The sequence below is a fragment of the Massilia sp. CCM 8734 genome (assembly GCF_011682155.1).
Lineage (GTDB): Bacteria > Pseudomonadota > Gammaproteobacteria > Burkholderiales > Burkholderiaceae_D > Telluria_A > Telluria_A rubra.
In genome coordinates, this window is the sequence record NZ_WHJI01000019.1 from 18,076 (window position 1) to 43,809 (window position 25,734).

Here is a 25,734-nt window from a genome sequence, read left to right on the forward strand (position 1 = left end):
GAATAATCATTTACAGAAAGGAATATTCAACACATACTATGATTCACTCAATCTTTCTTATTTGATCATGTCCATCTACGTTCGTTTCCCCGTTGAATCCGATTACAACTTCCGCCTGCCCGCAACGAGCCGCGCGGCAGCGGACGCCAAGCCGCTCAATGATTTCAAGCCGTATGTGGATACCGTGGAGCACGCGCCGGGTTACGTCCAGAAATGGGATCAAAGCAGCAGCAAGGCGGGCGGCGTGTATGCGATCGACGTGGTCGCGGGTAGCCTGTATCAATTCAGCAATAGCGCATATTATGCCCCGACGCTGACGATCTACGATGCCGACGGCTTCATCATCGAAAGTTCCACCGGGGATTCGAAGTACAGCGTCAACTCGATCAATACCGGCTTTCTGGCCCAGGAAACCGGCCGCATTTATGTTGGCGCGACCGCGCAGCAATCGGCCAGTTTCGCGAATGCGTCGCTCAAGGTGCTGGTCGATTACGATGCGCATGGCACGCCGGGCAATGACGTGGTTCTGATCGACACCTTCGAGGGGTATAGGGCCGGCTACCTGGGCGGCGACGGCAATGATGTGATCAAATCGACCTTCAAATGGGGCTCCACCTTGCTGGGCGGCGGCGGTAACGACGTGATCATCATCACCCCGCAATTGGAAAAGGTCGACGGTGGAACCGGCATCGACACCATCGAGTACACCTCGTCGGACAAATACTATTACGCTACCCCTCAGGACAGGATGTCGTCGTCCGCCCCGGCGGACTGGGGCAGTTTCAGCGTCTATGGCTCCAACAAATTCTATGGTATCGAATACGTCAAGATATCGGGCACGCTCTACAGCATCGCCGATCTGCAAGCCTACAAGCCGTTCACCACCGACACCGTCAACGATGACAACCTGCGCGGCGACAACAGCGCCAACGACATCCTCGCCGACTTGGGCAACGACCAGCTCAACGGTTTCAAGGGCAACGACAAACTCAGCGCCGGCCGCGGTAACGATTTCCTGTTCGGCGGCCAGGGCGATGATGTCTTGCTGGGCGGCGAAGGCCAGGACACCGGCTTGTATGAAAACAAGACCAGCGACTTCACGATCATGGTGGGCCGTAACGACTTTTACGTGATCGACAAAAAAGGCGATGCCGGCACCGATTTGCTCAACAGCGTCGAGCGCCTCGCATTCACCGACCGCACGGTCGATATGAACTACACCAAGCTGGCGCAATCGCTGTACTTCAGCTATTTCGGACGCGCTGCCGACAGTGGCGGCTTGCTCAATTTCGCCAAGCAGCTGGAAACGCTGAAGGCGCCGACCAGCGCCAACGAATTGAGCGCCGCCTACACCAGCAACGCCGGCCTGCGCGGCCTGATCGATTCGTTCGGCACCAGCGACGAATCGAAAGCCATGTACGGCGGCGACACCACTGCATTTGTCAAAGCGATCTACAACAATGTGCTCGGCCGTAGCCCGGATCAGGGCGGCCTGGAGTTCTGGTCCAAGGCGATCGATGCCGGCACGCTGACCCGGCCGAACGCTTCGCTGGCGATCATGGCTGGCGCGCAGGCCAACACCACCGCCGAAGGGCAGATCGACGCTGCCCTGGTGGCCAACCGGGTCAGCGCCGCGACCAACTTTACCTTCGCGCTGGAGACGGCATCGAAGAGCGGCATCTACGCCGGTGACGCCGCCGCCGCCCTGGTCAAGACCATGCTCTCCTCGGTCACCGCCAACACCGATGTGATGGCATTCCAGTCGAAGGTCGACGCCGTCATCGTCGCCATGTCGTCGCTGCCGGTCAAGGCGGCCGAACCGGTGTTCGCGCCCGAGAGCGTGGATCAGGCCCCGCTGATGCTGGTCGGCCTGCCGGAAGCCCATTTGGGTATGTAAGAACAGCAGGGCCTGCGCAGCGCCGGCCCTGCGAGTTACACCCCGGTCGCCACCGGGCGCGCCGGATCGGCGCACCACTCGCTCCACGAACCCGGATATAGCGCGGCGCCCGGCAAGCCCGCCACTTCCAGCGCCAGCAGGTTGTGGCACGCGGTCACGCCGGAGCCGCACTGCATGATGGCGTCCTGCGGATTGCCCGCCAGCGGCGCCAGTTCGGTCTTCAGCTGGGCCGCATCCTTGAAGCGCCCGTCCGGCCCCAGGTTATCCTTGAAGAAGCGATTCTTCGCCCCCGGAATATGCCCGCCCACCGGATCGATGGTTTCGTTCTCGCCGCGGAAGCGGTCGGGCGCGCGCGCATCGAGCACCACGCGTTGGCCGGTCTTGACATTATCGAGCACGTCGGCCGCCGATACGGTGGCGACCAGCGGCGCGCCTTCGGTGAGGCTGCCGGTTTTCGGCGCCGGGGCCTCGGTCGACAGCGCCAGGCCCGCCGCCTGCCAGGCCGCCATGCCGCCATCGAGCACCGCCACCGCCGGATGGCCGACCCAGCGCAGCATCCACCACAGGCGCGCCGCGAACATGCCGCCGTGCGCGTCGTAGGCGATGACCTGGGTGTCGTCGTCGATGCCCCAGCTGCGCAGGGTGGCGACCAGGTCGGCCCGCACCGGCAGCGGGTGGCGACCGCGAAACACGCCGTCCGCACCACGCCTGGCGCCCGACAGCTCGGTTTCGATATCGGCGAACAGCGCGTGCGGCAAGTGGCCGGCGGCGTAGGCCTCGCGGCCGGCGGACAGGTTCATCAGGTCATGGCGGCAGTCGACCATGACCCACGCCGGGTTGTCGATATGGCCGGCCAGGTCGGCTGCGGAAATGAGTGTCGTGTACATGGGCGTCCTTAAAGTTCGCTTGCGATGGGATCGGTCTTGCTGACGGCGGCGCCGCGTGGCGTGCTTCGGGTATTGTAAAACGTCGCGGCGATGCCCGACACAAGAATTACCGCCATCCCCAGCCACACGGTCCAGGTAAATTTATCGCCCCACAGCAACATGCCCCACAGGCTGGAAAACACGATGCCGGTGTACTGCAGGTTGGCCACCACCAGCACCTTGCCGATGCGGTAGGCGCGCGTCATGGCGATCTGCGCGAACAGGGCCGACACGCCGATGGCTAGCAGCAGGGCGCCGCTGTGCAGGCTGTGTGCCGTAAATAGCGGCACGGCGTCGCCGCGCCCCTCGAGCAGGGTGCCGGCCAGGCCGGCGGAAGCCGTCATCGCGGAAAAATAGAACACCACGCGAAACTCCGGCTCGCCCAGCTGGCCCAGGCGCCGCACCTGCATGTAGGCCATCGCCGACATCACGCTCGAGAGCAGGCCGACCGCGCCGCCGAGCCACTGGTTGCTGGCGATCGCCGGTTGCAGCACCAGGGTCACGCCCACGAAGCTCATGATCACGGCAAGCACCAGCGGCCACTCCACATGGTCCTTGGCACGCCACCAGCCGGCGCAGAACAGGAACGCGGCGATCCAGATCGGCGCCATGTAGTTGAGGGTGACAGCGGTGGCCAGCGGCAGTTTGCCGATCGCGAAAAACCACATCCACAGCGACACCACGCCGACAAAGCTGCGCCACAGATGGTCCTTGATGAACACCGTGCGCAGGCTCAAGCCCTGGTGTTTGACCATGATCAGCAGCATGATGGTGCCGATCAGGCCACGGTACATGACGATTTCGGAGGTCGAATACGTGCTTGACGCCAGTTTCACGGCCGCGCCCATGGCGGCGAAGGCGAAGCTGGCAAATAACATCCACAGTGCTGCTGCCATCGGTTCTTTCTTACGTATCGGCGCGGGCCGCTGCGGCGCGCTTTTCGGTGACGGTATTATAAAAAGTGGCGGCCACGCTGGAGGCGAGGATCAGCACCATGCCAAGCCAGACATGCCAGTCGAAGACGTCGTGCCAGATCAGGATGCCCCAGACGCTGGAAAACACGATGCCGGTGTACTGCAGGTTGGCCACCACCAGCACCTTGCCGGTGCGCCAGGCGCGCGTGAGCGCCATCTGGGCGAATACGCCCGAGGCGCCGATGAACAGCAGCAGGGCCGCCCCGTGCGGCGAATGCGCATGCCAGGGTGCGCCGTCGGGCGAGCCGCCCGGCAGCAGGCTGCCCGCCACGCCGGCGGCGATATTCACGGCTAAAAAGTAGAAGACGACCCGGTATTCCGGTTCGCCGGCGCGGCTCAGGCGCCGCACCATGGTGTAGGCGATGGCGGCGAGCATGCCGGAGACAAGCGCCATCAGCGCGCCGAACCACTGCTGCGCTTCGAAGGCCGGGCGCAGGGCCAGCATCACGCCGCCGAAACTGACCGCGATGGCCGCCAGCAGGGGCAGGGCGATGCGCTCCTTGCCCTGCCACCAGGCCAAGCCGATCATGGCGACGGCGGTCCAGATGGGCGACATGTAATTGAGGGTGACGGCGGTGGCCAGCGGCAGCTTGGTGGCGGCGTAAAACCACATCCACAGCGACACCACCCCGATCGCGCCGCGCCACAGATGGCCGGGCAGGTGCTCGGTGCGCAGCTTGCCGCCCTGGTGGCGGATGAAAAAATACAGGAGGATGATGCCGACCAGGCCGCGGTAGAACACGATTTCGGCCACCGAATACTCGCTCGAAGCGAGTTTGACGGCCGCGCCCATGAGCGAGAACAAAAAGCTCGCAAGCAGGATCCAGAGCGCGGCCACGAAATCGGCGCCCTACAGCGCCAGGTTACTGCGGTACCACTCGTGGAAGTGCTGCATGCCGTCTTCCATCGGTGACTGGTAGGGGCCGACTTCGTTGACGCCGCGCGCGAGCAGGATGCGGCGCCCGGCATCCATGCGCATGGCGATTTCGTCGTCCTCGATGCAGGTCTCGAAGTAGGCGGCGCGTTCGGCCTCGATGAAGTCGCGCTCGAACAGCACGATCTCTTCGGGGTAGTAGAACTCGACCACGTTGCGCGTCTTTTGCGGGCCGTCCGGCCACAGGGTCGAGACGATCAGCACGTGCGGATACCACTCGACCATGATGTTCGGGTACAGCGTGAACCAGATCGCGCCTTTATCGGGCGGCACGCCGCCACGAAACTTGAGCACCTGTTCCTGCCAGCGCTGGTAGATGGGCGAGCCGGCCTTGCCCAGGCCACGGTTCACGCCGACCGTCTGCACGCTGTAATCGCGCCCGAACTCCCAGCGCAGGTCGTCGCAGCTGACAAAGCCGCCCAGGCCCGCGTGAAACGGCTCGACGTGGTAATCCTCCAGGTAGACTTCGATGAAGGTCTTCCAGTTGTAATTACAGGTCTGCACCTCGACGTGGTCGAACATATAGCCCGAAAAATCGAAATCCCCGGCCACCGACAAGCCCTTGAGCTGGTCCATGACGTTGTAGCCGTTCTGCTCGAACAGCAGCCCGTTCCACTCCTGCAGAGGGGTCTTGGACAGGTTCAGGCACGGCGTTTCCGGAAAATGCGGCGCACCGATCAGCTCACCCTTGAGATCGTAAGTCCAGCGATGCAGCGGGCAGACGATATTGTTCGCGTTGCCGCGTCCGTTGAACATCAGCGCCTGGCGATGGCGGCACACGTTCGACAGGACCTCGATCCCGTTGCCGTTGCGCACCAGCATGCGGCCCTCATTCTCGGAAGCGAGCGTGGCAAAGTCGCCCGTTTCGGGCACCATCAGCGTATGGCCGACATAGCGCGGGCCATGCTGGAACAATTGCTGCATTTCGCGCTGTAACAGCGCTTCATCAAAGTAAGCATCTACCGGAAGCTGCGCGCATGAGCGTGCCAGCTTGGCGTGGGTAGCCAGATCGGACATCCCAACCCCCCTTTTATATGTGCATCAGCTAAAGAAGAGAAAGAATCCAAAGACCAGTATTTTTAGCGACGGAATACGGTATTTCGGACAGAACCGGCGATTATAGCGCGGAACAAGCTCTGCCGTCTCGGTGCGGCGCGCGAATGTGGTGTGGAGGGAAGTAAATGTTGAGGGAAAAACATGGTTTTCATCGATACAGCCTCAATACGATAAAATGCCATATCGCCACCCGTTAGGATGGATTGTTCTAGAATAAGCGATTAGACTGGCGCGCCGCGCACAAGTTGCATGCCGCGGACTCACATAAAGTAACTATGGCAAAGAAATTATCAGTGGAACCCGCAGCGGCGCCGGAATCGTTCGAACAGGCCATGGCCGAACTGGCCCAGCTGGTGAGCCAGATGGAAGCCGGCCAGTTGCCGCTGGAGGCCTCGGTGGCGGCGTACGCGCGCGGCTCGGAGCTGGTGCGCTACTGCGCCGCCCAGCTCGAAAAGGTCGAGTCCCAGGTCAAGGTGCTCGAGGGCGACATGCTCAAGCCCTTCGCGGCCGATGGCGCCGGCGAGGGCATGCAATGAACGGCCCTTTCGACGACTGGATGAAAACCGTGCAGGCCAGGGCCGAAGAGGCGCTGGGCGCCTTGCTGCCGCCGGCCGGCCTGGTTCCGCACAAGCTGCACGAAGCGATGCGCTACACGGTGCTCGGCGGCGGCAAGCGGGTGCGCCCGCTGCTGGTGTTTGCTAGCGGCGCGCTGTTCGGCGCCGATGCGCACGCACTGGCGCGCGCCGCCGCCGCGGTCGAAATGATCCACGCTTACTCGCTGGTGCACGACGACATGCCGTGCATGGACGACGACGACCTGCGCCGGGGCAAACCGACCGTGCACGTGGCCTACGACGAAGCGACCGCGCTGCTGGTCGGCGACGCCTTGCAGTCGCAAGCGTTTCTGGTGCTGGCCGAAGGCATGGACATTCCGGCATCGCGCCAGGTCGCGATGCTGCGCCTGCTCGCGCACGCGGCCGGGTCGGGCGGCATGTGCGGCGGCCAGGCGATTGACCTGGACAGCGTCGGCATCAGCCTCACCCTGGAACAGCTCGAACAGATGCACCAGCTCAAAACCGGCGCCTTGCTGCGCGCCTCGGTGGTGCTGGGCGCGCTGGCCGGCGCCGATGTCGGTGCGGACCAGATGAAGGCCCTGGACGCCTACGCCAGGGCGATCGGGCTGGCCTTCCAGGTGGTCGACGACGTGCTCGATGCGACCGCCGATTCGGCCACCCTCGGCAAGACCGCGGGCAAGGACGCGGCGGCCAACAAGCCGACCTATGTATCGATTTTGGGCCTGGAACCATCCAGGGTCTTGGCAGAAAAATTGCGGAACGATGCGCATGACGCGCTCGCGACGTTTGGTGATAAAGCAGATCGGCTGCGCCAGTTGGCGGACCTGATCGTGCAGCGGAAAGCGTAAATGAACTTGCTAGAGACAATCAACGAACCGGCCGAACTGCGCAAGCTGGCGCGCGCCCAACTGACGCCGCTGGCGCACGAACTGCGTCACTTCCTGCTCGATTCGGTGTCCAAGACCGGCGGCCACCTCTCGTCCAACCTGGGCACGGTGGAGCTGACGATTGCGCTGCACTACGTGTTCAACACGCCGCACGACCGCATCGTGTGGGACGTGGGCCACCAGACTTACTCGCACAAGATCCTCACCGGCCGGCGCGAGCAGATGCACAGCCTGCGCCAGTTGAACGGCATTTCCGGCTTCCCGCGCCGCGACGAAAGCGAATACGACACCTTCGGCACGGCCCACTCGTCGACCTCGATTTCGGCCGCGCTGGGCATGGCGCAGGCGGCCAAGATCAAGGGCGAACACCGGCACGCGATCGCCGTCATCGGCGACGGCTCCATGACCGCCGGGATGGCCTTCGAGGCGCTCAATAACGCCGGCGTGCAGGAAGACATCAACCTGCTGGTGGTCCTGAACGATAACGACATGTCGATCTCGCCGCCGGTGGGCGCACTGAATCGTTACCTGGCGCGCCTGATGTCGGGCCAGTTCTACGCGGCCGCCAAGAACGTCGGCAAGTCGGTGCTGCCCGGTCCCGTGCTGGAACTGGCCAAGCGCTTCGAAGAACACGCCAAGGGCATGGTGGTTCCGGCCACGATGTTCGAAGAATTCGGGTTTAACTACATTGGCCCGATCGACGGCCACGACCTCGATTCGCTGATTCCGACCCTGGAAAACATCAAGAAGCTCAAGGGTCCGCAGTTCCTGCACGTAGTTACGCGCAAAGGGCAGGGCTACAAGCTGGCCGAAGCCGACCCGGTGCTGTACCACGGGCCGGGCAAGTTCAATCCGACCGAAGGCATCTTGCCCGCCAAGGCCGGCAAGACCACTTACACGGAAGTATTCGGCAACTGGCTGTGCGACATGGCCGCTGCGGATAAGCGCCTGGTCGGCATCACGCCGGCCATGCGCGAAGGCTCGGGCATGGTGCGCTTCGAAGAGCTGTTCCCGGACCGCTATTTCGACGTCGGCATCGCCGAACAGCACTCGGTGACCTTTGCCGGCGGCCTGGCGACCGAAGGCCTCAAGCCGGTGGTGGCGATCTATTCGACCTTCTTGCAACGCGCTTACGACCAGTTGATCCACGACGTGGCGCTGCAAAACCTGGACGTGCTGTTCGCGCTCGACCGCGCTGGCCTGGTGGGCGCCGATGGCGCCACCCACGCCGGCAACTACGACGTGTCCTACCTGCGCTGCATTCCGAACATGGTGGTCATGGCCGCCTCGGACGAAAACGAATGCCGCCAGATGCTCAGCACCGGCTACCAGTACAAGGGCCCGGCGGCGGTGCGTTATCCGCGTGGCGCCGGCATCGGCGCGGTGATCGAAAAAGAGCTGACCACGCTCCCGATCGGCAAGGGCGAAATCAAGCGCAGCGGCAGCAGCGTGGCGATCCTGGCGTTCGGCTCGATGGTGGCGCGCAGCGTGGTGGCCGGCGAAGAGTTGAACGCGACGGTGGCCAATATGCGCTTCATCAAGCCGCTCGACGTGGAACTGGTCAAGCAGCTGGCGCAGGACCACGACTACTTGGTGACGGTGGAAGAGGGCGCGATCATGGGCGGCGCCGGTTCGGCGGTGGCCGAAGCGCTGGCGGCCGAAGGCATCCAGAAACCCCTGCTGATCCTCGGCCTGCCCGACAAATTCATCGACCATGGCGACCCGGCAGCGTTGCTGGCGGGCGTGGGACTCGACGCCAAGGGCATCGCCGCGTCGATACGCCAGCGTTTCGGCGCCGCCGAGCCGCGCCTGGTGGTCAATAACACCTGAGTGTTGTCCTTTCCGCCAGTGGCGGAAAGGACTTCGTGCGCCTCAGTTAATGCGTTTGCCTCCTGTTTATGGCATAGTAGGCCCATGAAAGCGCTTAAAAGCCCCCTTGCCAACGAGCTTCTTGCCGATCCCAAAGCGCGCGACGAGTTGCGTCGCTTCCTGGTGTCCAAGCGCTCCAGCGCTGTTTCGACAGATCAGCCTGTTACCGGACAGTTCCAGATTCGTCGCGGCACGTCAGCGGCAACAGTGAAGGCCGTGTTCGTACCGAAGGCAAAAGCCGCCTAGGATGAATATTGCTCTTCCCGCACTGATCGCTTTCCTCCTTCTTCTCCCCGGCTTTATCTTCCGCACCCGCCTGAAACGGGCCGAGCGCACCTCCCTGGATTTTTCCCCGTTCGGCCAAATCGTCGCCGAAGCCGTGCTGTGGTCGTTTGTTGCCCATCTCCTCTGGCTGGCCTTGTCCGACATCGTTTTCAGCCAACGGTTCCAGCCCCTGGTGCTGATGAAGCTGCTCTCTGCCTCGCCGTTCAGCCAAGCGGACGCCACCGTAGCCGTCGCGGCCAATTTTGAATGGGTGGCGACCTACTTCGGCAGCCTGTTTGTGGCGTCGTTTCTGGTCCCGACCTTGGCGCGCGCCACCATTTCCAGGTTTCGGCTGGACCGTTCCTCCGCGCCGTGGGGTTCCGTGTTCAGGTTCCACGACGCCCCGTGGTACTACCTGCTGACCGGCGCCGATTTTACCGAGGACGACGCGCCCGACTTCATCGTCATTTCCGCTATCGTCGAGATTGCAAAGGAAGCGGTGCTGTATGTGGGCGTGTTGAGCGAATTTTTCGTCGACGCCGACGGTCAGCTCGATCGCTTGGTACTGCAAGGCGTCTCGCGCCGTCCGATCGCCGCCGACAAAAACGGCGCCGATGCCGACGACGGATCGGAATCCGGCCGCTTTTACGAAGTCGATGGCGACTCGTTCGTGCTGCGCTACAGCGAAACCGTCACGCTCAACGTGCAGTACGTTAAACTCACCGCCGAGGAGACTGCCGACCCAGCGATACATTCATCGCGGTGAAGGCTCTGTTCTTCCTGACGGCGCTCGCAGAGGAGCGCAACACTGGTCCGACAGCCTAATCGGCCAGCGCTTCGTCCAGGGCCCGCATCGCCGGCGCGATCATGGCCAACAGCCGCGCGCTGCCGATGCCATCGCGGGCCTGCACCGATATGCCATGCAGCAGGACGGCGTAACAATCGCCCAGCGCGGCGACATCGGCGTGCGCCTTCAGCTCCCCATCCTGCGCTGCACGGCGCAGCCGCTCGATGATGGAATCGGTGCGCGCCCGTCGATGTCCGGCCAGCCAGGCGTTAATGGCATCGTTCCCGCTGCTGTAATTGGTCGCGGCCGACACCACCATGCAGCCTTGCGGCGCGCCCGCACGGGTGTACGCCAGCACCGCGTCGCGCAGCATGGCCTCGATGGCGGCGCGTGCCGGCGCTGGCTGTGCCAGGGCGCGCTCTGCAAACCCGCCTTCATCGGCCTCGTACAGCGCAATCGCTTCGCGAAACAGGTTTTCCTTGGACCCGAAGGCGGCATAAATCCTGGCTGACGCAATGCCCATCACATTGACCAGGTCGGACATCGACACACCCTCGTAACCACGCTCCCAAAACGCATCCCTGGCTTTGACCAGCGCCAGATCGCGGTCAAATTCCCTCGGCCTTCCCGCCATTTACTGCTCCCGCCTGATTCGTCAGCCGGCCAGTATACCGCCTCGCCGTGCGGCCCGGCGTAAAAATCCCCTTGACCCGAACGGCGCCATGCCCTATTCTTTGCCAATCAACAAAGAATAGGAAAACCGATGAAAACCATTCAAGGTCCAAGTATCCACCTGGCGCAGTTCAGCGACGTCGCCGCGCCGTTCAACGATTTGCCTTCGATTGCAGCCTGGGCGGCGCAACTGGGCTACAAGGCGGTACAGTTGCCAGCCTGGGACGAGCGCTTGTTCGATGTGAAACTGGCGGCAGAAAGCCAGGTCTACTGCGACCAGGTGCGCGGCATGCTGGCCGAACACGGCCTCGTAATCAGCGAACTGACCACGCACATCTTCGGCCAACTGCTGGCGGTGCATCCGGCCTACGACGTACTGTGCGACGGTTTTGCGCCGCCGCAGGTGCGTGGCAATCCGGCGGCGCGCACCGCATGGGCGCGCGAACGCCTGCTGCTGGCCGCACGTGCCTCGCGCCGTCTCGGCCTCGCCGAGATGGGCACCTTTTCCGGCGCCCTGGCCTGGCCGTATTTGTTCCCCTTTCCTCAACGTCCGCCCGGTCTGATCGAGACTGCGTTCGACGAACTGGCACGCCGCTGGCTGCCGATTCTCGACGCCTGCGACGAGAACGGCGTGAACCTGTGCTACGAAATCCATCCGAGCGAAGACCTGCACGACGGCGTCACCTTCGAGATGTTCCACGAACGCGTGGGTGGCCACCAGCGCTGCGCGATCCTGTTCGACCCCAGTCACTTCGTGCTGCAGCAGTTGAACTACCTGGACTACCTGGACATCTACAAAGACCACATTCGCATGTTCCACGTCAAGGATGCCGAGTTCAATCCGAGCGGGCGCCAGGGCATCTACGGCGGCTACCAATCCTGGGAAAACCGCGCCGGCCGATTCCGTTCGCTGGGCGACGGCCAGGTCGACTTCAAGGCGGTTTTCTCGAAGCTGACGCAATACGATTACGCCGGCTGGGCCACCGTGGAATGGGAATGCTGCCTGAAGCACCCCGACCAGGGCGCGCGCGAAGGCGTCGACTTCGTCAATCGCCACATCATCGAGGTCACCGACAAGGTGTTCGACGACTTCGCCGGCGTGCCGGTCGACGCGGCGCAACTTAAACAACTGCTTGGCATCGCTTAATACACACAGTAAGGAAAAACAATGACGACTCCCACCCACCACGCCAGCGCTGCGGACATGGACCATACTTACCTCCAGGTAGACGGGCAGCGCCTGCACCTGGTCAGCGCCGGCGCAGGCAATCCGGTACTGCTGATTCCCGGCTGGCCACAGACCTGGTACGCATGGCGTCATGTGATGACGGCGCTGGCGGAAGCAGGTTTCCAGGCGATTGCCGTCGATCCCCCGGGGACCGGCCTGTCCGACCGTCCTGCGGATGGCTATGACACCGGTTCGGTGGCGCGCATCCTGCACCAATGCATGCAGCAGCTGGGCCACGCGCGCTACGACGTGGTCGGCCACGACATCGGCATGTGGGTCGCGTATGCGCTGGCGAGCGACTATCCGGCCGCGGTGGCGAAGCTGGCGGTGACCGAAGCGGTGATCCCGGGCCTGGCAGCGGCGCCGCCGATCTTCGTGGCGCCGGCCGACAACCGGTTCTTGTGGCACTTCATGTTCAATCAGGTGCTCGACCTGCCGGAGTTTCTGATCGCCGGCAAGGAACGCGAATACATTCGCTTCATGTTCGACAAATGGTCGTACCGGCGCGAGCGGGTCGCGGTCGAGGTCTACGCCGATGCCTACGCCAGCCCGGGCGCCATGCGCGCCGGCTTTGCCTATTACCGCGCGATTCCCGAGACGATTCGCCAGAACACGCTGCGCGCCACAAAAAAGCTGGCCATGCCTGTGCTGGCAATCGGCGCCGAACACGCCACCAAAAACGCGCCGCAAGATACGATGCGCGATCATGCTCCCGATCTGCGCGGCGCAGTGCTTGCCGACTGCGGCCACTTTGTGATGGAAGAAAATCCCGAGCAGTTCTTGCTCCATCTGCTGCCGTTCCTTGCGCAGGGGGCGCCGCGATGAGCCTCGATCCCAAGATCGCCGCCTACCTGGCGCAGGGCGACACCGGCGCCGCATCCGATTCGCTGGCCGGCATCCGCGCCGCGACCGAGGTTGGCCTGCGCCGCTTGCACGGGGCGCCGGAGCCGGTAGTGTCGGTGACCGACTACGAGATTGCTGGCGCCGTAGGCAGCCCGATCATGCTGCGGGTCTACCTGCCAGTCAATGCGCCTGCAAGCGGCGCGCGGCCGGCCATCGTGTTCGCCCATGGAGGCGGCTGGTGCCTGTGTTCCGTGGACCTGTACGACAATCCGTGCCGCGCCCTGGCCAATGCGACCGGCTGCATGGTGCTGTCGGTGGACTACCGCCTGGCGCCAGAACATCCGTTCCCGACGCCGCTGGAAGACGTTTATGCGGCGCTCGTGTGGACCACGGAGCATGCGGTCATACTCGGGATCGATCCCGCGCGCATTGCTGTGGGCGGCGACAGCGCGGGAGCGAACCTGGCCGCTGCGGCGGCGCTTTTGGCGCGCGAGCGCAGCGGACCGGCGATTGCGCACCAGTTGCTCATGTATCCGGCGCTGGACGACCGGCTCTCAAGCGCGTCCTGCGGCGAGTTCGCCAAAGGCTACTCGCTGACGCTCGAGACAATGCGCTTTTGCTGGTCCACCTATCTGGGCGGTGCTAGCGGTGCGGACTCGGACTACGCTGCGCCGCTGCGCGCGCGATCGCTGCATGGACTGCCCCCGGCCACGGTCATGGTGTGCGAATTCGATCCCTTGCGCGATGAGGGCGTGGCGTACGCGCAGCGATTGCGGGGCGCGTCGGTCGATGTCTCGTGTATCACGCTCGAGGGCATGATCCACGGTTGCATTCACATGCTCGGCTTGACGCCGGCGGCGCGCCAGTTGTTCGATGCGGCCGCCGCCGGTTTGCGCCGCACGGCATGAGGCGCAAAGCCATCGTTTTCTGAAGATGGCATCGATCCGCGCACGCAGTAGCGGCACCACTGCGCGTGCAAGGCATGATTGGGCTGGGCGTATTATTGATTGGACTGCGTCCAGCACGTCGCCAGGTCATCAAACCTGGCATCGTTCGCAAACGGTGCGATGAGTCTCAATAGTGCGGCAATCTCGTCTCGTTCCAGTCCGGGACTGTTTATCCCATGCCACGCCTGTTGATATTGGCCGTGCGCGATCATGGTTTCGATATCCGGTTTTCGGACGCTATCGCGCACCCAACCGGGTTGACTGTCTTCTTCGCCATTGAGCAGGAATTTGGGCAGGCCAATCGCAAATGCAGGCAGTGCGGACAAATCCGAATGCTCCTGGCAGTGCGCAAAATAGTCTTCGACGCGTTCTTTCGCACACAGGCCAATCGATGCGGCGAAATTGCCGACTTCATCCGGATCGGGGACATTACATAAGAAATCAAAAGCAAGCCACGCCTTCAATTGATCGAACGTCAGCGCAATCTCCGACAAGGCCTGTTCTTCGGCGTAGTACTTCACAAATCCGGCTTCATCGCCGCCGAACCAGCGCGTGATCACGCCAATGTAGCCTGGCCACGCGCCATCGCTCCACAGTGGGATCATCATAGGCGGAAAGCCGAACTGCGGCTTGTAAGGTGCAGTCAGTGTAAATTGCGGAACCTGGATTTTCCCAAGATGCGCATCGCAGACCTCCTGGGCAAACCCGAGTGAGGCTAGCAAGGTGACGTAGTTCATGTTCTTCTTCGTACGCTAAGGGGTGTCGAGGTCGACGATGAAAGGCAGCGCTTCCAACTCCAGATAATCGATCTGTGCGATCGATTCGCGCCAGCTGTGAAGGTGCAGGGCCAGCACGGGCCACAGTGCATCCTTGAACGCGCTGCGGTTTTCCTCGCTGATGAACGCACCGGCCAGCTTGCCTTCGATCAGATACGATTCGGCCCATCCCACGTCCGGAGACTGGTTTTTCAGACCCGATGGGAACACGCTTCCGGCGTCCCATAGCTCCCGTGTTGCGGACAGCCACACCAGAATCTGCGCGCGCCAGTGAGGATCGCTCATGGCGAAAACCGACCCGATCCACTCCTTGATATGTGTCGGATGAAGGTACTTCAGGCAGAAGAACAGCGATACCGACAGGTCGCCGTCGACGTTCCACCAGCCCCACGAGTCGGACGGCCCTGCGGGCGGGCCGTTCAGGAGATGCTCGAGGATCAGCCGCCCGTCCTGCCAGCGCGACGGCCCCATGATGACCTGGCCCAGGGTCTGCAAAGCGTCGTTGTAATCGGTATGGTCATCGCGCTCCGGATGCAGGCTGAAAAAGGCTGTCGCCACCAGTTCGATGATCCGACGATGCGCCGGGGCCTGCTTGACCAGGATAAGCTGGGGCAGAAGATAGGCGAACCAGTCATCCCATTCATCCATGTGGCCGAAGCTGCGCGTGCCGCTGGCGATTTCCGACAATGCGTTTTCGATCTGTTCTTCGGACAGATCGTCGACCGGCGTGGCGCCCAGATAGTCGAACATGGCGCGCTCGTCGCCCATGAACCACGCCTCGCCCATGACTTTTGCGGGTTTACCCGCCGTTGTCGCCATGCGCGCAAGCGCTTCCGGGTCGGGGCCGATACCTGGCTGCCAGCGGATACCCACCGCAGGCGACCGCTTATGCTGGCCCACTTACTTGCGCTGGCGCGCCAGTTCGGCCTTGAGCCAGGCGGCGCTGGTCACCGCCGGCGTACCGGGGCAGCGGATCTGATACGGGTCGCCGCTCATGCTGCTGGTCGAGGCGCCGCGTTCGATGAAGCTTTCGGTGCTGGTCACCAGCTTTTTCTTCTCAAGGTAATCGTACTTCTTTTGAAGGTGGGCGCGCGCCTCCTTGGCGTCGTGCCAGCTGCCGTTGCGGTTGAACTGGCACTGCGATTTTTCGACGGCGTCGAGCAGGCGCGTCACTTCAGTGCGGGTGGTGTCGGGCGCCGCTGCAAACGCGCTGCCGGCGCTTAACAGTGCCGCTGCCATGGCAATCAGTGTTCTTTTCATGGCCATTACCCGCGCTTGCGCTCATGCTGCCACAGCACGTCGCTGCCGCCGGCAAAGCGGTTCAATACGCGCGAGAGCACGAACATCAGGTCCGACAGCCGGTTCACGTACTGGCGCGGGTGCTCGTTGATGGTCTCGGTTTTGCCGAGCGTGACGATGCTGCGCTCCGCGCGCCGGCACACGGTGCGGCACACGTGCGCAATTGAGGCCGCGCGTGAGCCGGCCGGCAGGATGAAGTCTTTCAGCGGCGGCAGGTCGGCATTGTATTTTTCGAGCAGGTCGTCCAGGCGCGCCACATGCTCGTCGGTGATCAGGGTGTAGCCGGGGATGCAGATCTCGCCGCCCAGGTCGAACAGGTCGTGCTGGATCGAGACCAGCTCTTCGCGCAGCTCGGCCGGCATGTCTTCGCACAGCAGCAGGCCGACGAAGGAATTGAGTTCGTCGACTTCGCCCAGGGTGTGCACGCGCACGCTGTCTTTTTCGGTGCGGCTGCCGTCACCGAGGCCGGTGGTGCCGTTGTCGCCGGTGCGGGTGGCGATTTTAGAAAGTCGGTTGCCCATGATTGTTTTCCCGTAGCTGAATCATAATGAGCCAGCATACGACAAAAGCGGCGTTTACGCATACAATCAAGACATGTCCGCCTCCCTTCCCATCGACCCCCAACGCCGCCAGCAGGTCGCCCAGGCGCTATTGGCGGTGCTGCCGGAACGCTGCGTGCTGTCCGACCCCGAAGACACCCGTCCCTACGAGTGCGATGGCCTGGCCGCCTACCGCCAGTTGCCGATGATCGTCACCTTGCCCGACGACGAGGAACAGGTGCTGGCGATTTTGAACGTGTGCCGCGAGCTGAACGTGCCGATCGTGCCGCGCGGCGCCGGCACCGGCTTGTCGGGCGGGGCGCTGCCGATGGCCGACGGCGTGGTGCTCTCGACCGCGCGCATGAACCGCATCGTGCGCATGGAGCCGTACGCGCGCCTGGCGGTGGTGCAGCCGGGCGTGCGCAACCTGGCCATTTCGGATGCGGCCGCGCCGCACGGCTTGTACTACGCGCCCGATCCATCCTCGCAGATCGCCTGCACCATCGCCGGCAACGTGGCCGAAAATTCCGGCGGCGTGCATTGCCTAAAATACGGACTCACTGTGCATAACGTGCTGCGCGTGCGCGTGGCCACCATCGATGGCGACATCATCGAACTTGGCGGCGAAGCGCTCGATTGCCCCGGCCTGGACCTGCTGGCCGTGTTCATCGGCTCCGAGGGCATGCTGGGCGTCGTCACCGAAGTGACGGTGCGGCTGATCCCGAAGCCGGCCACCGCGCGCGTGATCATGGCCTCGTTCGACAACGTCGTCACGGGCGGTAACGCGGTGGCCAGCGTGATCGCCGCCGGCATCATCCCGGCGGGGCTGGAGATGATGGACCAGACTTCCTCGCGCATGGTCGAACCGTTCGTACGCGCCGGCTACGACACCGACGCCGCCGCGATCCTGCTGTGCGAAGCCGATGGCACCCAGCTGGAAGTGGACGAGGAAATCGAACGCATGACGGCGGTGCTGCAAGCGGCCGGCGCCGGTGCGATAGCCGTGTCGCAGAGCGAGGCCGAACGCCTGCGTTTCTGGTCGGGCCGCAAGAACGCCTTTCCGGCGGCCGGCCGCATTTCGCCCGACTACTACTGCATGGACGGCACCATCCCGCGCAAGAACCTGGCGCAGGTGCTGACCGGGATCGCGCAGATGGAGCTTACTTACGGCCTGCGCTGCGCCAACGTGTTCCACGCCGGCGACGGCAACCTGCATCCCCTCATCCTGTTCGACGCCAACCAGCCCGGCGAATTCGACCGCGCCGAAGCCTTTGGGGCCGATATCCTGGCGCTGTGCGTGGAAGTGGGCGGCACCATCACCGGCGAGCATGGCGTGGGCAAGGAGAAGATCAATTCGATGTGCATCCAGTTTACGCGCGCCGAACTCGATGCCTTCTTCGCCGTCAAGCGCGCCTTCGACGCCCAACACCTGCTCAATCCCGACAAGGCCATTCCCACCCTGAACCGCTGCGCCGAATTCGGCAAGATGCGCGTGTCGGGCGGCGTGCTGCCGTTCGCCGGCCTGCCGCGTTTTTGACGATGGAAGACAACGTGCCGCAAATCGAACGATTCAGGAGCCAGGTGCTGGCGGCTGCAAGCGATGGGCGCGCCCTGCGCATTCGCGGCGGCGGCAGCAAGGACTGGTACGGGCAAAATACGGAAGGCGACATCCTCGATACGCGCGCTCACAGCGGCATCGTCGACTACGAGCCGACGGAACTGGTCATCACCGCGCGTTGCGGCACGCCGCTGGCCGAGATCGAGGCGGCGCTGGCCGAACGCAATCAGACGCTGGCCTTCGAGCCGCCGCACTTCGGCGAGGGCGCCACCATCGGCGGCGTAGTGGCCAGCGGCCTGTCCGGCCCGCGCCGCGCCAGCAGCGGCGCCTTGCGCGACTTCGTGCTCGGGGTGGTCCTCATGGACGGCAAGGGCGAGGTGCTCACCTTCGGCGGCCAGGTCATGAAAAACGTGGCCGGCTACGACGTATCACGCCTGCTGGCCGGTTCCATGGGCACGCTGGGGCTGATGCTGCAGCATTCCATCAAGGTGCTGCCGCGCGCGCTGTGCGACACCACCCTGCGTTTTGCGATGGACGAAATCGACGCGCTCAAACGCCTGAACGAATGGGCCGGCCTGCCGCTGCCCATTTCGGCCAGTTGCTGGCATGCGGGCGAATTGACGGTGCGCCTGTCGGGTGCGCAGGCGGCGGTGATTGCAGCCGCGCGCACGCTCGGCGGCGAACCGGTGGAAGAGGGTGCGGTCTTCTGGGCCGCGCTGCGCGAACAGCGGCATGCGTACTTCGATGGCGCGGGGAGCTTGTGGCGCCTGTCGGTGCCGTCCACCACCGGCGCCATCATCCTGCGCGGCGCACAGCTGATCGAGTGGGGCGGCGCGCAGCGCTGGCTCAAGGTCGATGCCGACGCCGCCATGGCGCAGAATATCCGGCGCGCCGTCACGGCGGTGGGCGGGCACGCCACCTTGTTTCGTGGCGGCGACAAGAGCGTGGGCGTGTTCCAGCCGCTGGCCCCTGGCGTGGCCAGGATTCATCAACGCCTGAAGGCGGCCTTCGATCCGTCGCAGGTTTTCAATCGCGGACGGATGTACTGATGCAAACCAATCTCGCCGATTTCATCAAGGGCACGCCGGACGGCGACGAAGCCGAAGCGATCCTGCGCGCCTGCGTGCATTGCGGCTTTTGCACCGCCACCTGTCCCACCTACCAGTTGCTGGGCGACGAACTCGATGGCCCGCGCGGACGCATCTACCTGATCAAGCAGGTGCTCGAAGGCGCGCCGGTCACCGCCAAGACCCAGACCCACCTGGACCGCTGCCTGACCTGCCGCAATTGTGAGACAACCTGTCCCTCGGGGGTGCGTTACGGACGGCTGGCCGACATTGGCCGCCGCGTGGTCGAAGAGCGCGTCCGGCGTCCGCTCGCCGAACGCATCAAGCGCGCGGTGCTGAAAGAAGCGCTGCCGCGCACATGGATTTTCAGGCCGGCGTTCAAGGCGGGCCAGTTGTTCCGGCCACTGCTCTCGCCGGCCTTGCAGGACAAGTTGCCCAGGACGCGCGGCGCCGGTCGCTGGCCGACGCGCGAACATGAGCGCAAGATGCTGGTGCTGCAAGGCTGCGTGCAAAGCACCATGGCGCCCGATATCAACGCGGCCACGGCGCGCGTGCTCGATGCGTTTGGGGTGCAGTTGCTGGCCGCGCCCAAGGCCGGCTGCTGCGGCGCGCTGCGCTACCACCTGAACGACCAGGATGGCGGCCTTGATGACATGCGCCGCAACATCGACGCCTGGTTGCCGCTGGTCGAGCGCGGACAGGTCGAGGCGATCGTGATGACGGCGTCCGGCTGCGGGGTCACGGTGAAGGAATACGGGCACCTGCTGGCGCACGACAGCGCGTATGCCGCCAAGGCGGCGCGCATCGCCATGCTCACGCGCGACCTGAGCGAAATCATGCCGCAGTTCGAGGCCGAACTGGGAGCGAAACTGAAAGGGAAAGTGGCGAAGCGGGTGGCGTTTCATCCGCCTTGCACCCTGCAGCACGGGCAGCAGATACGGGGCAAGGTGGAAGGGGTGTTGCGTGCCGCCGGCGTCGATGTCACGCTGTGCGCGGACAGTCATCTGTGCTGCGGTTCGGCCGGCACCTATTCGGTGCTGCAGCCTGCGCTGGCGACGCAACTACGGGACCGCAAGCTGGCCGGTTTGCTGGCCACCGATCCGGAAGTCATTGTGTCGGCCAATGTCGGCTGCCAGACACATCTCCAGTCGGGTACTACGACGCCGGTCGCGCACTGGATCGAGTTGATCGATCAGGCGCTGGCCTGATGTTTACTTGATTCTTACGCGGCCAGGTCGGCTTTTTGTGCAGCGGTGAGGCGCTTGCCGGTGACGACAATGGTGGTCATCTCGGTGTCGGCTTTGACGGCGGCCGCCGGTGCGGTTTGTGCTGCACTGCGGGCGCGTGGTGCTTCGGCGGAGGCCATGGCGGTGACAAAGGTCAGTGCAACTGCGGCGATGACGACGGCTTCCATGTTCTTCACGATGTTCATATCGATCCTTTTTCGTTGTGTTTTGATTTGGTATGCGGGCATTATGCGGCATCGCAACATATAACTCCAATTTCAAATTCGAATGGATATCATTCACAACGTGAATCACGTAAGCACATTATTTGATGATCGATATCTGATTTCTGAATGTCGATCGGGATGGGTGTGAGGTGACAGGCGCCATTCAATCAAGACCTTGTCGTTTGATTGGCGGTGCGCATGAAATCGACGAACGCCCGCAGCTTTCCGGGCATGTGCTCGCGATGCGGATAGTAGAGATGAAAAGCGTCGTCCAGTGCCCAGTGCTGCTTGAGTATGTGCCTCAGCATGCCGTCCGACAGCTCTTGTTTCGCAAAATCTTCGAGGATGAAAGCGATGCCGTGGCCGCGTATTGCAGCCTCCATCACGGAGCGCATTTCGTCAAAAATGAAGCGTCCTTGCACATCGATCTGAACCTTCTGGCCGCGATCTTCGAACGTCCAGTCATACATTCTGCCCCCAACACAAAAGCGCTGGCGTATGCAGTTGTGCTTGAGCAGTTCAGCCATCGTTTGTGGTTCGCTGCGCTCGCGAAAGTAATCCGGTGCTGCCACCACAATTCTTTTTTGTACTGCTCCCAGTTGTACGGAAATCATGTCATTTTGCAGTTTCCTCCCCATGCGTATGCCGATATCGAAACCGGCGCCGACGATATCGCTCAGTTGATTGTCGAGTGATATCTCGACATTAATCAGCGGGAATTGTTCCAGGAACGACGCGATGTTCGGCTCGATCAAGATATGGTAGGCAACGTAGGATGAACTGACGCGCAACATGCCCGACGGTTGATCACTCGCGAGCAACGCTTGCGACAAGGAGTTTCTGATCAAGGCAAGTGCGGGCCCCAATGCCGCGTTCAATGACGCGCCAGCCTCGGTCAGGCTGACACTGCGTGTGGTGCGGTTGAACAGCCGCACATTCAATTGTGCTTCTACGTTTTTGATCGTGCGCGATACCGCAGTCGGCGTGACGCCCATTTCCGCGGCGGCGCGAGCGAAGTTCAAATGCCTGGCGGCAGCCTCAAAGGTCAGCAGACCTGGAAGATGCAGCGGCGGCGCAGGGAGTGCGCTTTCCGCACGCTGCACGTCGCCTGAAGGTTCAATTATGACCTTTTTGTTCATACTGTATCTCTATCCATGACTATTCACGTCATTATCGCCGATCCGCATACTGGTCACATCAAGCAAATCAATCCGGCGACGCAAGCCATCTTTTGAGAAAAGAACCATGAGCAAAATCTTTGAACCCCTGACATTGCGCGGCGTCACCCTGCGCAACCGCTATGCCCTCAGCCCGATGTGCCAGTACACGGCGAAAGATGGTTACGTCAGCGACTACCACACCATCCACTACGGACGTTTCGCTCTTGGCGGCTTCGGCCTGCTGATGGTCGAAGCGACCGCCGTTTCGCCCGAAGGACGGATCAGCCATGGCGACCTGGGCCTGTGGGATGACGCCCATATACCGGGCCTCGCACGCATCACCGCGTTTGCCAGGGCCTATGGCGCGACACCCGGTATCCAGATTGGCCATGCAGGGCCTAAAGCGAGCATCCAGAGAGCGTTTGAAGGTAACGGCCCACTGAACGAGGTTGACGCGGCACGCGGTGAACACGTCTGGCCAGTGGTGTCGCCGAGCGCGCGCCCGGTCACCGACGGTTGGCTGGTGCCCACCGCCCTCGATGCCAACGGCATCGCCAAGGTACGTGCGGACTTTGTCGCTTCGGCACGCCGCGCCTTGCAGGCAGGCTTCGATGTGCTCGAGCTGCACTACGCGCACGGCTTCCTGCTCAACGCGTTCCTGTCACCGCTGACCAACGACCGCAGCGATGAATACGGCGGCAGCTTCGAGAACCGCATCCGCCTGCCACTGCAGATCGCTCGCGAAGTGCGTGAGGTCTGGCCGCAGGACAAGCCACTGTTCGTGCGCTTGTCGGCAGTCGATGGCAGCGGCAGCGGCTGGAGCATCGCCGACAGCGTCGCTTTCGCCGAGGCCTTGAAGGTGGTTGGCGTGGACGTCATCGATTGCTCGTCTGGTGGCTTCGGCGTCTACGAATACCCCAACGGCTATGGCTTCCAGGTGCCGTTCGCTGCGCAGATTCGGCGTGAAGCAAACATCTGCACCATGGCTGTGGGGATCATCGTCGATCCGTGGCAGGCCGAATCTGTCATCGCCTCGGGCCAGGCCGACCTGGTCGCGCTTGGGCATGCGGCGCTGCGCGATCCACACTTTCCCTTGCATGCACAGCAGACGCTAGGAGCGGTTAGCCCGGACGCAGCCTATGCCAACTGGAATGTGCAGGCCGGCTGGTGGCTCGGCCAGCGCGCAAGCAAGCTGGTTCAGTTGGGACCATGGGCACCGATGGAGGACGCGGCTGCGAATGGCCACAAGGATTGAATACGATGCCGGCCAAGGCGGCCGGTTTTTGCATGACCCGCATGATGACTTTAACCACCCGGAGTGAAAACATGAACAAACCTACCTACGTGCAAGATTATCAAGCCATCGTCGACGTACTGAACAAGTACAACGAAGGCAGCAAACAGGCAAAGAGCAGCATCATGAAGCCAGCGTTCAGCGAGCAGGCAACGATGTTTAGCATCGATGGCGATGGCAAGCTGACTGGCGGCCCGATCCAGGGCTTGTTCGACGGCATCGACAACGCGTTCCGCCCGTCTCCGGAAGCCCAAGGGGGGATCGTCAACGTCGACATCGTGGGTACCGCCGCCAGTGCGCGCGTCGACACCAACGATGTCTCGGGCTTCTGCTTCACCGACTTCTTCAACCTGCTGAAGGTCGAGGGCAAGTGGACGGTCGTGAGCAAGATCTTCCACACCCACGTTGCGCCCTGAACCTCCGGTCCGCATCGTTCCGTCCGCATGGAACACGCGTGGCAGATCGGGCTTCGCGCCAGGTCTGCCGCCGCCATCGGCCATTGCAAGCCCTATCGAAAGTGACTCAATGAAAATGACCTTCTTCAAAACCTTGTTGTTGGTGGCAGTGATGTCTGGCTTGGGCACGGCTGCTCAAGCCGCAGACCGGCAGGGCGGTCAACAGGCTGCCGCTGGCAAGAGCGTCAGCAAACCAACATATGTGAAAGATTATCAGGCCATCGCCCAGGTACTGAACCTGTATATCGACGGCTGCAAACAGGCCAGGAGCAGCATCATGAAGCCAGCCTTCAGTGAAAAAGCAACCATCTTCAGTGTCGATGCCAAGGGCAAGCTGGCTGGCGGTCCGATTCAGGAACTGTTCGACGCCATCGACAAACCGCCGTTTCGCCCATCACCCGAAGCGCAGAGTGTGATCGTCAACGTCGACATTGTGGGCACCGCCGCCAGTGCGCGTATCGACTCCAGCGACGTTTCGGGCTTCTCCTTCAGCGACTTCTTCAACCTGCTGAAGGTCGACGGCAAGTGGACGATCGTCAGCAAGATCTACCACACGCACGTCGCCCCCTGATTCCGACGCCCAAGCCGCAGTCGATAACGACATGCGTTGCGCGTTCTTGCCAACACGGCGTGGCAAGGCGCGCTATTTCGCCAGCAGCGTCTCGATATCGGCCACCAGCTCTTCCGGCTTGGTCGCCGGCGCGTAGCGTTTGAGGACGCTGCCGTCTTTCCCGATCAGGAACTTGGTGAAGTTCCACTTGATGCGTTCGCTGCCCAGCAACCCGGGCGCCGCTTTCTTCAAATGCTGGAACAACGGATGCGCATTCTCGCCATTCACGTCGACCTTGGCAAACAGCGGAAACGTCACGCCGAAGTTCTTTTCGCAGAACGCGCCGATTTCGCTTTCGCTGCCCGGTTCCTGTCCGCCGAACTGATTGCACGGAAAACCCAGCACCGTCACGCCCTTGTCGCGGAACTGCTGGTACACGGCCTCCAGGCCCTTGTACTGCTTGGTGAAGCCGCATTCGCTGGCCGTGTTCACGACCAGCACCACCTGGCCCTTGTACATGGCCAGGTCCAGCGGCGTGCCCGACAAATCGGCGACCTTGAAGTCGAGCGCCCCCGTCACACGATGCCCAGGTGCTCGGTACCGGCCGACAGGTCGCGGTTCTTCGCTTCCTTGCCGTTCAACTTGATGTTCAGGCGCAGGTCATTGACCGAGTCGGCGTTGCGCAGCGCGTCTTCGTAGGTGATCTTGTCGGCTTCGTGCAGGTCGAACAGCGCCTGGTCGAAGGTCTGCATGCCCAGTTCGCGCGACTTCTTCATGATCTCTTTGATCTCGTGCACATCGCCCTTGAAAATCAGGTCCGAAATGAGCGGGGAGTTGAGCATGATCTCGATCGCCACGCAGCGGCCCTTGGCTTCCTTCATCGGAATCAGGCGCTGCGATACCATGCCCTTCAAGTTCAGCGACAAGTCCATCAGCAACTGCTGGCGGCGCTCTTCGGGGAAGAAGTTGATGATCCGGTCGAGCGCCTGGTTGGCGCTGTTGGCGTGCAGGGTGGCCATGCACAGGTGACCGGTTTCGGCGAAGGCGATCGCGTGTTCCATCGTTTCGCGGTCGCGGATCTCGCCGATCTGGATCACGTCCGGCGCCTGGCGCAGCGAGTTTTTCAGCGCGATTTCGAACGAATCGGTGTCCACGCCCACTTCGCGCTGCGTGATCACGCAGTTCTTGTGCGGGTGGACGTATTCGACCGGGTCTTCGATGGTGATGATATGCCCGTAGCTGTTTTCATTGCGGTGTCCGACCATCGCGGCCATGGTCGTCGATTTACCCGAACCGGTCGCGCCGACCATGATCACCAGGCCACGCTTGGTCATCACGATGTCTTTCAGCACTTCGGGCAGGCCCAGGTCTTCCAGGCGCGGAATGGCGGTGGTGATGGTCCGCAGGACCATGCCGACGGAACTCATCTGGATGAAGGTCGACACGCGGAACCGTCCCAGGTCGCCCGGGCTGATCGCGAAGTTCGCTTCCTTGGTCAGTTCGAAGCCGGCGGTCTGCTTGTCGCTCATGATCGAGCGCGCCAGGTCGGCGGTGTGGGCCGGCGTGAGCGGCTGGGACGACACCGGGGTGATCTTGCCGTCGATCTTGATCGCTGGCGGAAAGCCGGCGGTGATGAACAAGTCCGAGCCGTTCTTGCTGGTCATCAGACGCAGCAGATCGAACATGAATTTTGAGGCCTGGTCGCGTTCCATTAAATATCCTAA

28 protein-coding genes are annotated in these 25,734 nt (G+C 62.7%); 15 read left to right on the forward strand and 13 right to left on the reverse strand.

The features are described 5' to 3' along the window. Window positions 1-67 precede the first annotated feature (67 nt). Window positions 68-1,897 (forward strand): DUF4214 domain-containing protein, encoded by a 1,830-nt coding sequence (locus F2P46_RS18260; RefSeq protein ID WP_166892621.1) that lies wholly within the window; start codon window positions 68-70, stop codon window positions 1,895-1,897. 35 nt (window positions 1,898-1,932) lie between these two features. Here the strand turns inward: F2P46_RS18260 and F2P46_RS18265 are convergent, their stop codons facing one another. Genes F2P46_RS18265 through F2P46_RS18280 form a run of 4 tightly spaced genes read right to left on the reverse strand, consistent with a single transcriptional unit; the run spans window position 1,933 to window position 5,748 of the window. Beyond that, complete coding sequence (locus F2P46_RS18265) at window positions 1,933-2,784, reverse strand: sulfurtransferase (protein WP_166892624.1); 852 nt, start codon at window positions 2,782-2,784, stop codon at window positions 1,933-1,935. 8 nt (window positions 2,785-2,792) lie between these two features. After that, window positions 2,793-3,719, reverse strand: a complete 927-nt coding sequence (locus F2P46_RS18270; RefSeq protein WP_229509343.1) for a DMT family transporter — start codon at window positions 3,717-3,719, stop codon at window positions 2,793-2,795. 10 nt (window positions 3,720-3,729) lie between these two features. Next, window positions 3,730-4,635 (reverse strand): DMT family transporter, encoded by a 906-nt coding sequence (locus tag F2P46_RS38830; RefSeq protein ID WP_166892627.1) that lies wholly within the window; start codon window positions 4,633-4,635, stop codon window positions 3,730-3,732. A 12-nt stretch (window positions 4,636-4,647) separates the two neighbouring features. Next, a complete protein-coding gene (locus tag F2P46_RS18280) occupies window positions 4,648-5,748 on the reverse strand; it encodes an aromatic ring-hydroxylating dioxygenase subunit alpha (RefSeq protein ID WP_166892631.1) in 1,101 nt (366 codons plus the stop codon). A gap of 314 nt (window positions 5,749-6,062) precedes the next feature. Between F2P46_RS18280 and F2P46_RS18285 the strand changes: the two genes are divergently transcribed. The 5 genes from F2P46_RS18285 (at window position 6,063) to F2P46_RS18305 (ending at window position 10,148) form a co-directional block, all read left to right on the forward strand. Beyond that, window positions 6,063-6,323, forward strand: coding sequence for an exodeoxyribonuclease VII small subunit (locus F2P46_RS18285; protein WP_166892634.1), 261 nt, complete (start codon window positions 6,063-6,065; stop codon window positions 6,321-6,323). Then, complete coding sequence (locus F2P46_RS18290; RefSeq protein WP_166892636.1) at window positions 6,320-7,210, forward strand: polyprenyl synthetase family protein; 891 nt, start codon at window positions 6,320-6,322, stop codon at window positions 7,208-7,210. The genes F2P46_RS18285 and F2P46_RS18290 overlap by 4 nt, the downstream gene beginning before the upstream one ends. Next, a complete protein-coding gene (gene dxs, locus F2P46_RS18295) occupies window positions 7,211-9,079 on the forward strand; it encodes a 1-deoxy-D-xylulose-5-phosphate synthase (RefSeq protein ID WP_166892639.1) in 1,869 nt (622 codons plus the stop codon). Between the two features lie 84 nt (window positions 9,080-9,163). Further along, complete coding sequence (locus F2P46_RS18300; protein WP_166892642.1) at window positions 9,164-9,364, forward strand: hypothetical protein; 201 nt, start codon at window positions 9,164-9,166, stop codon at window positions 9,362-9,364. Window position 9,365: 1 nt separating this feature from the next. Then, entirely contained in the window at window positions 9,366-10,148 is a 783-nt protein-coding gene (locus F2P46_RS18305) for a hypothetical protein (RefSeq protein WP_166892645.1), read from the forward strand. Between the two features lie 55 nt (window positions 10,149-10,203). On the opposite strand, the gene F2P46_RS18310 is transcribed toward F2P46_RS18305, so the two are convergent. Continuing rightward, window positions 10,204-10,803, reverse strand: a complete 600-nt coding sequence (locus F2P46_RS18310) for a TetR/AcrR family transcriptional regulator (RefSeq protein ID WP_166892647.1) — start codon at window positions 10,801-10,803, stop codon at window positions 10,204-10,206. Between the two features lie 129 nt (window positions 10,804-10,932). Here F2P46_RS18310 and F2P46_RS18315 point away from each other — a divergent pair, with 129 nt between their 5' ends. The 3 genes from F2P46_RS18315 to F2P46_RS18325 are packed head-to-tail and all read left to right on the forward strand — an operon-like array spanning window position 10,933 to window position 13,820. Continuing rightward, on the forward strand, window positions 10,933-11,988 hold the full coding sequence (locus F2P46_RS18315; protein ID WP_166892650.1) for a sugar phosphate isomerase/epimerase family protein: 1,056 nt from the start codon (window positions 10,933-10,935) through the stop codon (window positions 11,986-11,988). A gap of 21 nt (window positions 11,989-12,009) precedes the next feature. Continuing rightward, window positions 12,010-12,894 (forward strand): alpha/beta fold hydrolase, encoded by an 885-nt coding sequence (locus F2P46_RS18320; RefSeq protein ID WP_166892653.1) that lies wholly within the window; start codon window positions 12,010-12,012, stop codon window positions 12,892-12,894. Next, window positions 12,891-13,820, forward strand: coding sequence for an alpha/beta hydrolase (locus tag F2P46_RS18325; protein WP_166892656.1), 930 nt, complete (start codon window positions 12,891-12,893; stop codon window positions 13,818-13,820). The genes F2P46_RS18320 and F2P46_RS18325 overlap by 4 nt, the downstream gene beginning before the upstream one ends. A 92-nt stretch (window positions 13,821-13,912) precedes the next feature. Here the strand turns inward: F2P46_RS18325 and F2P46_RS18330 are convergent, their stop codons facing one another. Genes F2P46_RS18330 through F2P46_RS18345 form a run of 4 tightly spaced genes read right to left on the reverse strand, consistent with a single transcriptional unit; the run spans window position 13,913 to window position 16,455 of the window. Beyond that, window positions 13,913-14,596, reverse strand: a complete 684-nt coding sequence (locus F2P46_RS18330; protein ID WP_166892658.1) for a hypothetical protein — start codon at window positions 14,594-14,596, stop codon at window positions 13,913-13,915. 15 nt (window positions 14,597-14,611) lie between these two features. Continuing rightward, the gene (locus tag F2P46_RS18335) at window positions 14,612-15,508 is read right to left on the reverse strand and encodes a hypothetical protein (protein WP_166892661.1); all 897 of its coding nucleotides are present in this window, start codon (window positions 15,506-15,508) and stop codon (window positions 14,612-14,614) included. Window positions 15,509-15,535: 27 nt separating this feature from the next. After that, window positions 15,536-15,895 carry a DUF5329 domain-containing protein gene (locus F2P46_RS18340; RefSeq protein ID WP_166892664.1) on the reverse strand — a complete coding sequence of 120 codons (360 nt, stop codon included), beginning with the start codon at window positions 15,893-15,895 and terminating at the stop codon, window positions 15,536-15,538. 5 nt (window positions 15,896-15,900) lie between these two features. Further along, window positions 15,901-16,455, reverse strand: coding sequence for a cob(I)yrinic acid a,c-diamide adenosyltransferase (locus tag F2P46_RS18345; protein ID WP_166892667.1), 555 nt, complete (start codon window positions 16,453-16,455; stop codon window positions 15,901-15,903). Window positions 16,456-16,528: 73 nt separating this feature from the next. Between F2P46_RS18345 and F2P46_RS18350 the strand changes: the two genes are divergently transcribed. From F2P46_RS18350 to glcF, 3 genes are read left to right on the forward strand one after another with little or no spacing between them, the layout of a single operon-like run. Continuing rightward, window positions 16,529-18,010, forward strand: coding sequence for an FAD-linked oxidase C-terminal domain-containing protein (locus tag F2P46_RS18350; protein WP_166892670.1), 1,482 nt, complete (start codon window positions 16,529-16,531; stop codon window positions 18,008-18,010). Window positions 18,011-18,024: 14 nt separating this feature from the next. Beyond that, window positions 18,025-19,080 (forward strand): glycolate oxidase subunit GlcE, encoded by a 1,056-nt coding sequence (gene glcE / locus F2P46_RS18355; protein ID WP_368737928.1) that lies wholly within the window; start codon window positions 18,025-18,027, stop codon window positions 19,078-19,080. Next, a complete protein-coding gene (gene glcF, locus F2P46_RS18360) occupies window positions 19,080-20,306 on the forward strand; it encodes a glycolate oxidase subunit GlcF (protein WP_166892673.1) in 1,227 nt (408 codons plus the stop codon). Before glcE ends, glcF begins: the two co-directional genes overlap by 1 nt. A 14-nt stretch (window positions 20,307-20,320) precedes the next feature. On the opposite strand, the gene F2P46_RS18365 is transcribed toward glcF, so the two are convergent. Both F2P46_RS18365 and F2P46_RS18370 read right to left on the reverse strand, forming a co-directional pair. Beyond that, the gene (locus F2P46_RS18365; RefSeq protein ID WP_166892676.1) at window positions 20,321-20,530 is read right to left on the reverse strand and encodes a hypothetical protein; all 210 of its coding nucleotides are present in this window, start codon (window positions 20,528-20,530) and stop codon (window positions 20,321-20,323) included. 188 nt (window positions 20,531-20,718) lie between these two features. Next, window positions 20,719-21,690 carry a LysR family transcriptional regulator gene (locus F2P46_RS18370; protein ID WP_166892679.1) on the reverse strand — a complete coding sequence of 324 codons (972 nt, stop codon included), beginning with the start codon at window positions 21,688-21,690 and terminating at the stop codon, window positions 20,719-20,721. Window positions 21,691-21,796: 106 nt separating this feature from the next. Here F2P46_RS18370 and F2P46_RS18375 point away from each other — a divergent pair, with 106 nt between their 5' ends. The 3 genes from F2P46_RS18375 (at window position 21,797) to F2P46_RS18385 (ending at window position 24,031) form a co-directional block, all read left to right on the forward strand. Next, complete coding sequence (locus tag F2P46_RS18375; protein ID WP_166892682.1) at window positions 21,797-22,966, forward strand: NADH:flavin oxidoreductase/NADH oxidase; 1,170 nt, start codon at window positions 21,797-21,799, stop codon at window positions 22,964-22,966. A gap of 71 nt (window positions 22,967-23,037) precedes the next feature. Beyond that, window positions 23,038-23,421, forward strand: coding sequence for a nuclear transport factor 2 family protein (locus F2P46_RS18380; RefSeq protein ID WP_166892685.1), 384 nt, complete (start codon window positions 23,038-23,040; stop codon window positions 23,419-23,421). 109 nt (window positions 23,422-23,530) lie between these two features. Next, window positions 23,531-24,031, forward strand: coding sequence for a nuclear transport factor 2 family protein (locus F2P46_RS18385; RefSeq protein ID WP_166892687.1), 501 nt, complete (start codon window positions 23,531-23,533; stop codon window positions 24,029-24,031). A 72-nt stretch (window positions 24,032-24,103) separates the two neighbouring features. Here F2P46_RS18385 and F2P46_RS18390 read toward each other — a convergent pair whose 3' ends face one another. Then, entirely contained in the window at window positions 24,104-24,589 is a 486-nt protein-coding gene (locus tag F2P46_RS18390; protein WP_166892690.1) for a glutathione peroxidase, read from the reverse strand. Further along, complete coding sequence (locus F2P46_RS18395) at window positions 24,586-25,722, reverse strand: PilT/PilU family type 4a pilus ATPase (protein ID WP_166870445.1); 1,137 nt, start codon at window positions 25,720-25,722, stop codon at window positions 24,586-24,588. Before F2P46_RS18395 ends, F2P46_RS18390 begins: the two co-directional genes overlap by 4 nt. Window positions 25,723-25,734 lie beyond the last annotated feature (12 nt).

Coding starts and splice junctions, on each gene's coding strand:
- F2P46_RS18260 (WP_166892621.1), top strand. CDS start 68: ATGTCCATCTACGTTCGTTTCCCCGTTGAATCCGATTACAACTTCCGC.
- F2P46_RS18265 (WP_166892624.1), bottom strand. CDS start 2,784: ATGTACACGACACTCATTTCCGCAGCCGACCTGGCCGGCCATATCGAC.
- F2P46_RS18270 (WP_229509343.1), bottom strand. CDS start 3,719: ATGGCAGCAGCACTGTGGATGTTATTTGCCAGCTTCGCCTTCGCCGCC.
- F2P46_RS18280 (WP_166892631.1), bottom strand. CDS start 5,748: ATGTCCGATCTGGCTACCCACGCCAAGCTGGCACGCTCATGCGCGCAG.
- F2P46_RS18285 (WP_166892634.1), top strand. CDS start 6,063: ATGGCAAAGAAATTATCAGTGGAACCCGCAGCGGCGCCGGAATCGTTC.
- F2P46_RS18290 (WP_166892636.1), top strand. CDS start 6,320: ATGAACGGCCCTTTCGACGACTGGATGAAAACCGTGCAGGCCAGGGCC.
- dxs (WP_166892639.1), top strand. CDS start 7,211: ATGAACTTGCTAGAGACAATCAACGAACCGGCCGAACTGCGCAAGCTG.
- F2P46_RS18300 (WP_166892642.1), top strand. CDS start 9,164: ATGAAAGCGCTTAAAAGCCCCCTTGCCAACGAGCTTCTTGCCGATCCC.
- F2P46_RS18305 (WP_166892645.1), top strand. CDS start 9,366: ATGAATATTGCTCTTCCCGCACTGATCGCTTTCCTCCTTCTTCTCCCC.
- F2P46_RS18310 (WP_166892647.1), bottom strand. CDS start 10,803: ATGGCGGGAAGGCCGAGGGAATTTGACCGCGATCTGGCGCTGGTCAAA.
- F2P46_RS18315 (WP_166892650.1), top strand. CDS start 10,933: ATGAAAACCATTCAAGGTCCAAGTATCCACCTGGCGCAGTTCAGCGAC.
- F2P46_RS18320 (WP_166892653.1), top strand. CDS start 12,010: ATGACGACTCCCACCCACCACGCCAGCGCTGCGGACATGGACCATACT.
- F2P46_RS18325 (WP_166892656.1), top strand. CDS start 12,891: ATGAGCCTCGATCCCAAGATCGCCGCCTACCTGGCGCAGGGCGACACC.
- F2P46_RS18330 (WP_166892658.1), bottom strand. CDS start 14,596: ATGAACTACGTCACCTTGCTAGCCTCACTCGGGTTTGCCCAGGAGGTC.
- F2P46_RS18340 (WP_166892664.1), bottom strand. CDS start 15,895: ATGAAAAGAACACTGATTGCCATGGCAGCGGCACTGTTAAGCGCCGGC.
- F2P46_RS18345 (WP_166892667.1), bottom strand. CDS start 16,455: ATGGGCAACCGACTTTCTAAAATCGCCACCCGCACCGGCGACAACGGC.
- F2P46_RS18350 (WP_166892670.1), top strand. CDS start 16,529: ATGTCCGCCTCCCTTCCCATCGACCCCCAACGCCGCCAGCAGGTCGCC.
- glcF (WP_166892673.1), top strand. CDS start 19,080: ATGCAAACCAATCTCGCCGATTTCATCAAGGGCACGCCGGACGGCGAC.
- F2P46_RS18365 (WP_166892676.1), bottom strand. CDS start 20,530: ATGAACATCGTGAAGAACATGGAAGCCGTCGTCATCGCCGCAGTTGCA.
- F2P46_RS18370 (WP_166892679.1), bottom strand. CDS start 21,690: ATGAACAAAAAGGTCATAATTGAACCTTCAGGCGACGTGCAGCGTGCG.
- F2P46_RS18375 (WP_166892682.1), top strand. CDS start 21,797: ATGAGCAAAATCTTTGAACCCCTGACATTGCGCGGCGTCACCCTGCGC.
- F2P46_RS18380 (WP_166892685.1), top strand. CDS start 23,038: ATGAACAAACCTACCTACGTGCAAGATTATCAAGCCATCGTCGACGTA.
- F2P46_RS18385 (WP_166892687.1), top strand. CDS start 23,531: ATGAAAATGACCTTCTTCAAAACCTTGTTGTTGGTGGCAGTGATGTCT.
- F2P46_RS18395 (WP_166870445.1), bottom strand. CDS start 25,722: ATGGAACGCGACCAGGCCTCAAAATTCATGTTCGATCTGCTGCGTCTG.